At 60.2% G+C, this 12,337-nt stretch carries 9 protein-coding genes; 7 read left to right on the forward strand and 2 right to left on the reverse strand.

Annotation, left to right across the window (positions count from 1 at the left end; genetic code table 11):
• The first annotated feature begins 14 nt into the window (after nt 1-14).
• The 3 genes from KUA23_RS01400 to KUA23_RS01410 all read left to right on the forward strand — a co-directional run bounded on the left by KUA23_RS01400 (nt 15) and on the right by KUA23_RS01410 (nt 4,597).
• Nucleotides 15-2,915, forward strand: coding sequence for an aminotransferase (locus tag KUA23_RS01400; protein WP_346356366.1), 2,901 nt, complete (start codon nt 15-17; stop codon nt 2,913-2,915).
• Nucleotides 2,916-3,037: 122 nt separating this feature from the next.
• The gene (aguA, locus tag KUA23_RS01405; RefSeq protein WP_078046413.1) at nt 3,038-4,144 is read left to right on the forward strand and encodes an agmatine deiminase; all 1,107 of its coding nucleotides are present in this window, start codon (nt 3,038-3,040) and stop codon (nt 4,142-4,144) included.
• 234 nt (nt 4,145-4,378) lie between these two features.
• Nucleotides 4,379-4,597: a hypothetical protein gene (locus KUA23_RS01410; protein WP_078046414.1), complete on the forward strand. Its 219-nt coding sequence runs from the start codon at nt 4,379-4,381 to the stop codon at nt 4,595-4,597.
• Nucleotides 4,598-4,687: 90 nt separating this feature from the next.
• Here the strand turns inward: KUA23_RS01410 and KUA23_RS01415 are convergent, their stop codons facing one another.
• On the reverse strand, nt 4,688-6,775 hold the full coding sequence (locus KUA23_RS01415; protein WP_252993344.1) for a TonB-dependent receptor: 2,088 nt from the start codon (nt 6,773-6,775) through the stop codon (nt 4,688-4,690).
• A gap of 411 nt (nt 6,776-7,186) precedes the next feature.
• On the opposite strand from KUA23_RS01415, the gene KUA23_RS01420 reads away from it, so the two are divergent.
• Together KUA23_RS01420 and KUA23_RS01425 are read left to right on the forward strand one after the other, a co-directional pair.
• Complete coding sequence (locus KUA23_RS01420) at nt 7,187-8,503, forward strand: OprD family porin (RefSeq protein ID WP_214498454.1); 1,317 nt, start codon at nt 7,187-7,189, stop codon at nt 8,501-8,503.
• Between the two features lie 280 nt (nt 8,504-8,783).
• A complete protein-coding gene (locus tag KUA23_RS01425) occupies nt 8,784-9,485 on the forward strand; it encodes an SDR family NAD(P)-dependent oxidoreductase (protein WP_100491723.1) in 702 nt (233 codons plus the stop codon).
• Nucleotides 9,486-9,500: 15 nt separating this feature from the next.
• On the opposite strand, the gene KUA23_RS01430 is transcribed toward KUA23_RS01425, so the two are convergent.
• The gene (locus KUA23_RS01430) at nt 9,501-10,388 is read right to left on the reverse strand and encodes an AraC family transcriptional regulator (protein WP_252993345.1); all 888 of its coding nucleotides are present in this window, start codon (nt 10,386-10,388) and stop codon (nt 9,501-9,503) included.
• A gap of 88 nt (nt 10,389-10,476) precedes the next feature.
• Here KUA23_RS01430 and KUA23_RS01435 point away from each other — a divergent pair, with 88 nt between their 5' ends.
• Entirely contained in the window at nt 10,477-11,001 is a 525-nt protein-coding gene (locus KUA23_RS01435) for a hypothetical protein (protein WP_250883754.1), read from the forward strand.
• Between the two features lie 360 nt (nt 11,002-11,361).
• Nucleotides 11,362-12,294, forward strand: coding sequence for an NAD-dependent epimerase/dehydratase family protein (locus KUA23_RS01440; protein ID WP_252993346.1), 933 nt, complete (start codon nt 11,362-11,364; stop codon nt 12,292-12,294).
• Nucleotides 12,295-12,337: the final 43 nt, after the last annotated feature.

A 12,337-nucleotide genomic window follows, 5' to 3' on the forward strand; every position in this document is an offset into this window, starting at 1 on the left:
TCGAGGCCGACCCCATGCTGCTCGCCACCCTGATCCATCGCGCCAGTCTACCCTGCCCGCAAGTAGGCCCCGGACAGGCGGCGCAATTGCTCGAGCAGCATTACGGCCTAACTGGCACCTTGCAATCATTGGGCAGCCAGCAGGACCTCAACTACAAAGTCGACAGTGCCCGCGGCCGGTTTGTTCTGAAAATCTGCCGGGGCGATTACGCTGCCGTTGAGCTTCAGGCCCAGCACGCTGCGCTTAACAGCCTGCAGGCTGTGCGCGTACCCAAGGTCATCAAGGCCCTGACGGGTGAGGAGTTGTTGACCCTGACCGTCGATGGCCAAACCCTGCACGTGCGGGTGCTGGATTATATCGACGGCCAGCCGTTGACCCATCTGCCGCACGTGGGCCGCGAGGTGATCGCAGGGTTTGGTGACCTGTGCGGTCGAATGAGCCAGGCGTTGGCGCAGTTCGACCACCCGGGCCTGGCGCGTACGCTGCAATGGGACCCGCGCCACGCCCAGGCGTTGATCAAGCACTTACTGGCAACCTTGGACGATGTACCTCACCGCGACGCCCTCGAACGCGTGGCAGCACAGGTTGAAAACCGCCTGTGCGCCCTGGCCGACCATCTGCCGTGGCAAGCCGTGCACATGGACATCACCGATGACAACGTGGTGTGGCAGCGCGATGCGCGGCGGCACTGGCAGGTCCAAGGCGTGATCGATTTCGGCGACCTGGTGCACACCTGGCGCATTGCCGACCTGTCGGTGACCTGCGCAGCCCTGCTGCACCACGCCGAAGGTGACCCCTTTGCCATCTTGCCTGCGATCCAGGCCTGTCATGCGGTCACACCGTTGCAGCACGCAGAATTGCAGGCACTGTGGCCGCTCATCGTCGCCCGTGCGGCGGTGCTGGTCTTGAGCAGCGAGCAGCAGCAACGGCTGGACCCGGATAACAGCTACCTGCTGAAAAACGCCGAGCATGAGTGGGAAATCTTCCATGTGGCGACTTCCGTGCCGTTCGAGCTGATGGAGGCGGCGATTCTTGGCTGTGTCGGGCAGGCACCAACGCCGCTCGAAGGGCAGGGTTTTGCGCCCTTATTACCCGGGTTGGTAGGACGTGAGTTCGCATTGATTGACCTGGGCGTACTCAGCCCACATTTCGAAGCCGGCAACTGGGAGCAGCCTGGTATTGATCAGCGGCTGTTGCAGGACGCAGCGGTGTTGCATGGTTTGGCGGCGAGTCGCTACGGGCAATACCGTTTGTCGCGGACCCGGCCCGACAGCGCGGAGGAACCTGAAACCTTCCCGCTGCACGTCGAGCTGTATGTGCCGTTGGGCACCGCCGTTGAATCGCCGTTCGCCGGGGTTGTTCGACTGGGTGCTGACGGCGGGCTTCACGTGCACAACAACGAAACAAACGTGCGGCTATGGGGTGTCAAAGCGCACTTGCAACCGGGTGCCGCAGTGCTCAAGGGCCAGGTGATTGGTGAAGTTGAAGGCCCGCTCACCGTGCAACTGTGCCGCACCGACCTGCCCGCACCGCTGTATTGCACGCCGTCCCGGGCACAGGCGTGGCAAGCGCTGTGCCCATCGCCGGCCGCGCTGCTGGGGCTGGCCTGCGATGCCGAGCCCGAGCTGGACCCCGAGGCGCTGCTGGCGCGCCGCGATGCCAGTTTCGCTCGCTCGCAAAAGCACTATTACGCCGACCCGCCGCGCATCGAACGCGGCTGGCGCAATCATCTGATCGACATGCAGGGCCGTTCCTACCTGGACATGCTCAACAATGTGGCGGTATTGGGCCACGGCCACCCGCGCATGGCGGCGGTGGCGGCGCGGCAATGGTCGTTGCTCAATACCAACTCACGCTTTCACTATGCGGCGATTGCCGAGTTTTCCGAACGCTTACTCGCGCTGGCGCCGGCAGGCATGGACCGGGTTTTCCTGGTCAACAGCGGCACCGAGGCCAATGACCTGGCGATCCGCCTGGCCTGGGCCTACAGCGGCGGGCGCGACATGCTCAGCGTGCTGGAGGCTTACCATGGTTGGTCGGTGGCAGCCGATGCGGTGTCCACCTCGATAGCCGACAACCCCCAGGCCCTGAGCAGCCGACCAGATTGGGTGCACCCGGTGACCGCGCCCAATACCTATCGCGGCGAGTTCCGCGGGCAGGACAGCGCGCCTGATTACGTCCGAAGCGTGGAACACAACCTGGCGAAAATCGCCGCAAGCAAACGGCAACTGGCAGGCTTCATCTGTGAGCCGGTGTACGGCAATGCCGGAGGTATTTCGTTGCCGCCGGGCTATCTGCAGCAGGTGTACGAGCGTGTCCGCGCCCAGGGTGGCGTGTGCATCGCCGATGAAGTGCAGGTGGGTTATGGCCGCATGGGGCATTTCTTCTGGGGCTTCGAGGAGCAGGGCGTGGTGCCCGATATCATCACCATGGCCAAGGGCATGGGCAACGGCCAGCCTCTCGGCGCGGTGATCACTCGGCGTGAAATCGCGGAAGCCCTGGAGGCCGAGGGGTACTTCTTCTCGTCCTCGGGGGGCAGTCCGGTGAGTTGCCGGATCGGCATGGCGGTGCTGGACGTGATGGCGGAGGAAAAGCTGTGGGAAAACGCCCAAGTGGTCGGAGGGCATTTCAAGGCGCGCCTGGAAGAACTGATCGATCGCCATCCGTTGGTGGGTGCTGTTCACGGTTCCGGCTTTTACCTCGGCCTGGAGTTGGTGCGCGACCGGCAGACCCTGGAGCCGGCCACCGAAGAAACCACGTTACTCTGTGACCGCTTGCGCGAGTTGGGGATTTTCATGCAGCCCACGGGTGATTATCTGAACATCCTCAAGATAAAACCGCCGATGGTCACCTCCCGGCGCAGCGTGGACTTCTTCGTCGACATGCTGTCGAAGGTGCTGGATGAGCAGCTGTAGTTAATCGATTGTTATCGGTTAATTAGTGTCATATTTATCGTCTATGATCTTTTGTCGCTTTTAAAGCCGATTTTTATCCGTTATAAAGTCGGCCTTTACCCCCATTCGGAGTCCTGATCGCCATGACCACCCTGCACAGCACCCCCCGCGCCGATGGCTTCCACATGCCTGCCGAATGGGCGCCACAGACCCAGGCCTGGATGGTCTGGCCCGAACGCCCGGACAACTGGCGCCTGGGCGGCAAACCGGCGCAGGCCGCTCACGTGGCGGTCGCCAAGGCCATTGCGCGGTTTGAGCCGGTCACCGTGGCCGTCTCTGCCGGCCAGTACGAAAACGCCCGCGCGCGCCTGGATGTGCCGAATATCCGTGTGGTGGAGATGTCCAGTGATGACGCCTGGGTGCGTGACACTGGGCCTACCTTCGTGATCAACAACAGCGGCGAAGTACGCGGCGTGAACTGGGACTTCAACGCTTGGGGCGGTTTTGACGGCGGCCTGTATTCGCCGTGGAACCGAGACTCCCAGGTCGGCGGCAAGATCCTCGAGATCGAACGCGCCCCGCGCTATCGCACCGAAGGCTTCGTGCTGGAAGGCGGTTCGATCCATGTCGACGGTGAAGGCACCCTGATCACCACCGAAGAGTGCCTGCTCAACCGCAATCGCAACCCGCACCTGGGCCGTGCCGAAATCGAGGCTGTGCTGAGCGCCAACCTGGCTGTGGATAAGATCATCTGGTTGCCAGATGGGCTGTTCAACGATGAAACCGACGGCCATGTGGATAACTTCTGCTGCTACGTGCGCCCTGGTGAAGTCCTGTTGGCCTGGACCGATGACCCGCAAGACCCGAACTACGCGCGCTGCCACGCGGCCATGGACGTACTGCAAAGCAGCACCGACGCCCAAGGTCGCCCGTTCACAGTGCATAAAATGCCGATCCCTGGCCCGCTGTATGCCACCGAGGAAGAGTGCGCTGGCGTGGACCCGGTTGACGGCACCCAAGAGCGCAATCCTACCGTGCGGTTGGCCGGTTCCTACGTCAACTTCCTGATCGTCAACGGTGGCATCATCGCGCCGAGCTTCGACGACCCGCTGGACAGCCAGGCCAAGGCGATCCTGCAGGACCTGTTCCCGCAGCACGAAGTGGTGATGGTGCCGGGCCGCGAACTGTTACTGGGCGGCGGCAATATCCACTGCCTGACCCAGCAGCAGCCGGCCCCGCACAAAAACTGAGTGCAGTTGTAACAGCGCCATGACGGCGATCCGGTGCTGATCAGTTCAAGCGCCTACGACAAGCCCGCAGCCCAGACAGGTCGTGGGCTTTTTTGTGTCCGAGTGCCTATAAACACGGGACATTGGCATAGCTCTTGTATCGGTTTGGTCACAGTGGCCCAAGGCAGTGACTGCGCAGTTCTGTCATAAACCTTGAGTAAGTTAGCCGCTCACGCAGTAGGAGAGAGCGCTGAAATGAATGCCGATATCAACCCGATGTACACGCGCACGTTCCACCCCCTGCGGGTCAACGGCGACGCGATCCATGCACTGGCGCTCTGGTTGAAGGAAAACGGTTCGCGGCAGATCAGGCAACAACCAGACCTGCGCAGCGTGATGAGTGAACGCTACCCGGTGGGGTTGTTTAGCGAGGATGAAGTGCGCGCATTATGCGAATTGATGGCGCCCCTTTAGGAGCTGGCCGGTGATAGCGTCGGTGAAATCAGCGCATGACTTCAGGTCGCTATCGCCGGCAAGCCGGCTCCTTTAGGTGGAGGTGGTGATTTAGAAACTGTAAGTGCCGGTGACGACGAGGCTGCGCGGTTCCCCTGGCTGAATCTGCGCCACACTGGTCGCCGATGCGTAGTAGGTTTTATCTGCGATATTGTTCAGCGCCGCCGTGACATCCCATTCCTTCTGACGGAACCCGGCCAACGCGTCCCAACGGCCATAGCCCGGCAGCACCACGGTGTTGAGGCTGTCGGCATAACGGTCGCCCACCAGCGTCAAGCCGGTTTCGGCGTACCAGCCCATCTCCGGTTTCCAAGTGATGAACAGGCTGGCATTGCGCTTGGCTACATCGCTGACGCGTTTGCCTTCAAAGCCGTTGTTGTCCTTCTCGACCTTGGCGTCCTGCACGCCCACGCCACCGCGTACGTACCAGTTACCAACGATCTTCCCGGTGGCGGTCAGCTCCACACCGCGTGAGCGCTGCAGACCGCTGAGCAGGGTGATGGTGCGGTCCAGCGGGTCGCTGGTGCGACGGTTATAGAGTTCCAGTTCGTACACGGCCAGCGTGGTGCTCAAGCGGTCGTCGAGCCAGTCGCTCTTGACCCCGATTTCCTTCTGCTTGGTCAGCTCGGGGCTCAGGTCGTTGACGCTGCCGGCGGCGTTCGGCGTGATGCCGATCAGGCCACCGCCTGCCGGGGAGAACGTCTTGCTCCATGAAGCGTAGAACGAGTGGTGCTCCAGTGGCGTCCACACCAGGCCAAAGCGCGGGCTGGTGCTGTGGCTTTTGACGTCCTGCTGGGTGTTGAGCAGCTTGTTCTTGGTGTCGACTTCGAAGCGGTCGTAACGCAGGCCGGCGAGCACTTGCCACTGGTCATTCAGGCGCAGTTGGTCTTGCACATATACGGCGCGGCTGTCGACTTCGGTGTGGTTGTTGCTCGACACACTCATCCGCCCGGTGTGGCTGAGATTGCGATTGGGTTGGTTGAGGTCGAGGGGCGGTACGACGCGGCCGCCTTGTGCGACTGCAGTGGCGGTATACAGCTTCGGATCGCGACGCTGGCTGCCCAGCTCGAGGCCGGTGAGCAGACGGTGCTCCAGGCCGAAGGTGCTGAAGCCGCCTTCGAGCTCGACGTTATTGAAGATATTGAGGGTGGTCAGGTCCTGCTGCCAGCGCTGGCGCGTGACACGATTGGTCGCCGGGGTGTAGCCGGTGGCGTAGGTGTTGTCGAAGTCGCTGTCGAGCTTGAACACACCCAAGGTCTGGCGCAGTTGCCAATTATCGTTGAGCTCATAGGCCAACTTGGAGCGCAGCGACTGGGTTTTGTCGTCGATGTAATCGCGGCTGTCACCGTAGGTAGTGCTGCGGCTCACATCCGCGGGGCGGCCATTGACGCCGGGTATGCCACGGTCTGGCGTGCGGTTGTAGCGGCTGTATTCGTATTGCACCAGCCAGTTCAGGTCCGGCGTGAGTTGCCAGCTCATGGACGGTGCGAACAGCTGGCGGTTGCCGCTGACGCCATCGCGGAAGCTGTTGTTGTCCTGGTTCCCCATGTTCAGGCGCAGGCTGATGTTATCGGTGGGGTCGGTGCTGAGATCGGCGTACACACTACGTAAATCGTTGCTGCCACCTTGGGCCTCGATGCTCGATTTGTGTCCGGCCGTAGGCAGTTTGCTCACGCGGTTGACGATCCCTCCCTGACCGCCTCGCCCGTAGAGGACTGCTGCCGGCCCCTTGAGCACTTCGATGCGCTCGATGTTGTGCAGGTCGCGAATGTATTGGCTGTCATCGCGAATGCCGTCGAGGTAGAAGTCATTGCTCGCGTCAAAACCCCGGATGCGCAGGCTGTCGAAGCGCGTGTCGGCGCCGCTGCTCACGTTGGGGATACCGCTCAACGCCTGGCCCAGGTCATTGGTGCCATAGGCGCGCAGGGTTTCGGTCTTTACTGAATCGATGGCCTGGGGCACATAACGCACGGGCGTGGCGGTGCGGGTGGCGGTGCTGGTTTCCTTGACGCGTGGGTCGTCCTCGTCAGCTTCGGCACTGACCGAGGTTTCGGGCAAGGTTGTGGTCGCACAGGCAAAACCGGCAGACAGCAGAACAGAAAGCCCAAGGGAAAGGGGCATCAGGCGAGGGGCTGGCATGGAGGAATGTATCCGAATTGTTAGGAAGGAAAGTTGCGCGTTAATGGTAATGCTTTGCATTTGCGCGCGTTATCCATTACCAAACGTGCCGGCCATGAAATATGTTACGAGATGTGTTTTTTGCCGTTTTCGATGCGGTTTTTTGTCGCTCTCAGTATGTCGATAGGGCTTTCCTTAGAATTATTTCGCCTAAATACAGACGATTCGCGAAATTGACACATAGTTCCGGGCGCGACTAGGATTGCGCCCAACGCCTGTGGCTAACCGCCATGACTCATCGAATAAAAAAGGCTCGCGGCCAGTTAAGTCGTCCGCGGGCCTTCTTTTTTCCGAAATCAGTCGACACCAGAAAAGCGACATGGAGCCTGGTGTCACAGCGCGTACTCAACCAGGAATAAGGAATACAAGAAAATGTTGAAGCAACGGATGAGTCTGATCGCTCTGGGGATTTTGAGCGCATCGGCAGCAATGGCTAACGACCAGGACCAGTCCAAGGGTTTTATCGAAGACAGCCACCTGAACATCGCCGCACGTAACGCCTACATCAGCCGTGACTACAAAAACGGCAAGCAAGACAAAGCCGAATGGGGCCAAGGCTTCATCGGCAAGCTGGAGTCCGGTTTCACCCAAGGCACCGTCGGTGTGGGTGTGGACGTGATCGGCCAATACGCTATCCGTCTGGACGGTGGCAAAGGTCGCGCCGGCGCTGGCGGCATCGACTTCTTCAAACAGGGCAATGGCACGACCAACCCTGATGGCTCGAACAACCCAGGCTCGGCACCACACGACTTGGCCAAGGGCGGCGCTGCCGTGAAGTTCCGCGTTTCCAACACCGTGCTCAAGTACGGTGATCAGTTCCCGGCCGTGCCTGTGCTGCAGTACGACAACTCCCGTCTGTTGTCGGAAACCTACACCGGTACTTCGATCGTCTCCAAAGAGATCGCCGGTCTGCAACTGGATGCGGGTCACTTCACCAAAGAAGCGCGCAAGAGCATGGAAGGCACCGACAGCGGTCGCCTGAAAAGCATCGACTACATCGGTGGTAGCTACAAATTCACCGAAAGCCTGTCCGCCGCGCTGTACGCCTCGGACATGCAGGACGTACTGAAGAAGCAATACGTCAACGTCAACTACGTGCTGGCCCTGCCAGAAAAACAGTCGCTGACTTTCGACTTCAACGGCTACAAAACCAAGCTGGACAAGAGCTTCGCCCTGGAAAACCAGAAGGACGAAAACGCTCGTGACAACAAAATCTGGAGCCTGGGCGCCACGTGGGCCGTTGGCCCGCACAGCTTCACCGTCGCTCACCAGCGCAGCACCGGCGACACTGGCTACCTGTACGGCGGCTACCGTAACGCTGGCGGCATCGGCGACGGTGGCAACACCATCTTGCTGGCCAACTCCTACTGGTCCGACTTCAACGGCAAGGACGAGCGTTCGTGGCAAGTGGGCTACGGCATCGATTTCGCCACTTTCGGCGTGCCAGGCCTGACCTACAACGTTGCCTACGTGCGCGGTACCAACATCGACGACGGTACCAACCGCGGCGACGGCACCGAGCGTGAAATCTGGAACCAGTTCAAGTACGTCGTACAGAGCGGCCCGGCCAAAGACCTGAGCCTGCGTGCTCGTGCCTCGTGGCTGCGCGTTTCCAGCAACGCTGACCAGTACAACGTAGGCGGTAACGAAATCCGTCTGTTCGCCGACTACCCGATCAACGTTTTCTAATTGATCGCAGGTCGCGCCTGATTCAAGGCGATAAAAAACCCCGACTGGTTCGGGGTTTTTTTATGGGCAGCGATCAGTCCAGGCGGCAAGAGCTTGCAAGGTAGGCCAATAGCGGCGGGAATATTACTAATAGGAAAAGCAGTTTCACGCCGTTCAGTTGATCTATTACACCGCATCACTAATGAAGTACCCAGGCCTATCTTTATCCACTCCCTGCGCAAGCCTAAATTGGCCCCACTGCCCGGCCATCATCCCGATGCCCGGCTACTGGAGCACCATCATGAAAAAAGTCGTCATCATCACCGGCGCGTCCCAAGGTATCGGTGCCGCCGTGGTCCAGGCCTACCGCGCCCTCGACTATCGCGTGGTCGCCACTTCGCGCTCGATCCAGCCGTCCACCGATCCCGACATCCACACCGTCGCGGGCGATATCGCCGAACCGGCCACTGCCCAACGCGTCGTTCGTGAAGCCCTGGCCACGTTCGGTCGCATCGACAGCTTGATTAACAACGCCGGCATTTTCATCGCCAAACCGTTTACGGCCTACACCCAAGAGGACTACGCCAACGTCCTCGCAGTGAACCTCAACGGCTTTTTCTACATCACCCAACTCGCCATCGCCGAGATGGAAAAACACGGCGCCGGCCATATCGTCAACGTCACCACCAGCCTGGTGGACCATGCCATCGATGGCGTGCCGTCAGTACTCGCCAGCCTCACCAAAGGCGGGCTGAATTCGGCGACCAAATCGTTGGCGATTGAATACGCCAAGCGCGGGATTCGCGTGAATGCCGTGAGCCCGGGGATCATCAAGACGCCGATGCACAGCGCAGAAACCCACGCGGCGCTGGGGCAATTGCACCCGGTCGGGCACATGGGCGAGGTGAGTGATGTTGCCCAGGCGATCGTCTACCTGGAAAACGCTGGGTTTGTGACGGGTGAGATTCTGCATGTCGATGGCGGGCAAAGCGCCGGGCATTGATACAGGCGTCCCGGCCTAAGCCTTCCGGGCGTTATCTTCGCGTGGCGACCGGCCAAAAAAGGCTTTATAGGCGCGACTGAACGCCGCTTCGGATTCATAGCCAATCGCAAAACCAATCTCGCCGATGCGACCGTCCTGCTTGGCGAGCATGGTTTTCGCCAGGGTCAGCCGCCACTCGTTCTGATAGCGCAACGGTGAGCGGCCGATCAGGGAGCTGAAACGCTCGCAGAAATTGGAGCGCGACATCCCGGCAACCTCTGCCAGCGCATCAATGCGCCACTGCTTGCCAGGCGTTTCATGAATGGCTTTCAGCGCGCGGGCGATACGCGCATCCGACAACCCACCCAGCCAACCGGAAGCGACGCCCTGATGCACCCAGGTGCGCAGGATGCGAATCACCACAAGGTCGATCAGGCGCGAAATCATCAACGCCCCGCCCGGCTGCGTGTCATGGGCTTCGAGCAACATGAAATGCAGGATGCCCTCCGCCCAGGCGGCAGCCTCGGCGTGCTGAATGTGGATAAGCCGCGGCAGCGCAAACAGCATCGCCTGGAAGCTGCTCGCATCGAACCAGAACCGGCAGATGACCACGTTGGCGGGGCCGTTGACTGCCGTCATCGTAATGCCCGAGGGGTCGTGGGGCAGCAGGATCACATCGCCCTGGTCGAGCGTCAGCGGCGGTTGGTCGGCCACTTCCAGATGCAACTGGCCTTGCTGAAGCACGCAAATGTGCGCGCTCTTTTCATCCAGCGCGAGGCACTGCGCATCCGCCAGCGCGCAGGAATACACGCGATCACCTGTCAGGCGGATCTGCGCCAAGACTTGGGACAGCAGATCGCCCCTGGCAAACCCTTCAAGCTGCATTTCTGGATGAATGATCAAGTTTTCCAGGGGATTCATCATGTTGGTTCGACCACGTGCTCAATATGCTGACCCTCGAAATCATAGCGTACCGCGCCATCGGGAAGCGCCTTTCCAGCGAAGGCCGTCTATGCGCATCATCCAATTACATGGGAGCACTGAAATGTTCGGAATCTCCGCCCTAGGCTGGATCCACACCCTCGGCAGCCTGCCGGCCATTCCACTGGCCGCCTACATGTTCATTCGTCACGGACGCATTGTTCCCCGCTCAGTGCCGGGGTTGTTCTATCTCGTCTCGATGTTGATCGGTGGCCTCACCGTGTTCCTGGTCGCAAAGCAACCCGTCAGCAATATCATTGGTGTCATCACGATTGCATTGCTCGCTGCCGGTTATGGTGTAGGGCACGTGGCCTGGTTGGGGCGGGCGCGGGTTTACCTGGAAACGGTGTTCCTGAGCCTGACCGCTTTCTTTCTGATGGTGCCGACGGTTTCCGAGACCTTGCGACGCGTGCCGGATGGCCACCCCTTCGTCACAGACCTGCAGTCGCCACTGCTGCTAGGTGCGCAGGCGAGCATCGCGTTGGCGCTCGTCATTGGCCTGACTGCACAAATGATCCACCTGCGCAGAAGGGCGCGTCTCAGCATCGCCCACTGACCCATTCAGCGCCTGCCATCACCTGCGCACAGCCCGCGTCATTGAAGGCCCGATCACTTTTTCATCCTATTGCCGTCGTCAAATAAATGGCATTTTCAGGCCCGAATTGCCGTCTGGCGGCAAAAAAGACAATACGTTGACAGTTCACTTGGGATCCAACATTATTCGCGACGTTTTGATGGCTCTAAGCCATTAAAATGATATCGGCGACGCACATTCGTCGCGCGCTGTGGATCTTCAAGATATAGGGATGTGGCGGCTTCGACTCGGACGGCCAAGCGTGTAGCCCTTAAACATTGTCACTGTATTAGCAGGCTCGTTTCTACGCGCCTGCATATGAGTCTTAGGGAAGTGAACGTCATGGCTGTAGGGCGAATTCTGGTTACCGGTGGTGCAGGTTTTATTGGGTCACATCTGGTAGATGCGCTGCTGGGTAAAGGCTACAAGATTCGCGTGCTGGATGATTTGTCGACTGGCAAAACAGCGAATCTGCCTGTCGGGAATCCTGACCTGGAACTGTTGGTCGGCGATGTCGCGGACAGCGCCATCGTTGAGCTGGCCATGGCAGATTGCAGCGCGGTCGTGCATCTGGCTGCGGTGGCTTCGGTGCAGGCCTCCGTTGATGATCCTGTCGCCACCCACCAGGCCAATTTCGTCGGCACGCTCAATGTATGCCAAAGCATGCTGAAGGCCGGCGTGACGCGCGTGGTGTTTGCGTCCAGCGCGGCGACCTATGGCAACAACGGTGAAGGCACCGCCATCGTGGAAGACACGCCCAAGTCGCCACTGACACCTTATGCCAGCGACAAATTGGCCAGTGAGTACTACCTGGACTTCTACCGTCGCGAGCATGGCCTGGAACCGGTGATATTCCGTTTCTTCAATATCTTCGGCCCACGCCAGGACCCTTCCTCACCGTACTCCGGTGTGATCAGCATCTTCACCGAGCGCGCACTGTCGCGTAAGCCCATCACCGTATTTGGCGACGGCGAGCAAACGCGCGACTTCGTCTATGTGCAGGACCTGGTGAGCATCCTTGTGCAGGCAGTCGAGACCCGCGAGCCGGCGCCTGATGCGATCAACGTCGGGCTTAGCCGTTCGACCAGCCTCAACGATCTGATCGCCGAGCTGGGCAATGCCACAGGTGCCCCATTGGATGTGACGTACCAGGCGCCACGCCAAGGTGACATACGCCATTCACGCGCCAATAACACCCGTCTGCTGGAGCGCTTTGCACTCCCGGAACCGACCTCGATCGGCAAGGGTCTGGCGCAGCTTTTGCGCAGTTTGTAGTTCGCCGGTCAATTCGCCCGACGTTAACGCAGTATTGGCTCAG

The organism is Pseudomonas pergaminensis, from assembly GCF_024112395.2.
Lineage (GTDB): Bacteria > Pseudomonadota > Gammaproteobacteria > Pseudomonadales > Pseudomonadaceae > Aquipseudomonas > Aquipseudomonas pergaminensis.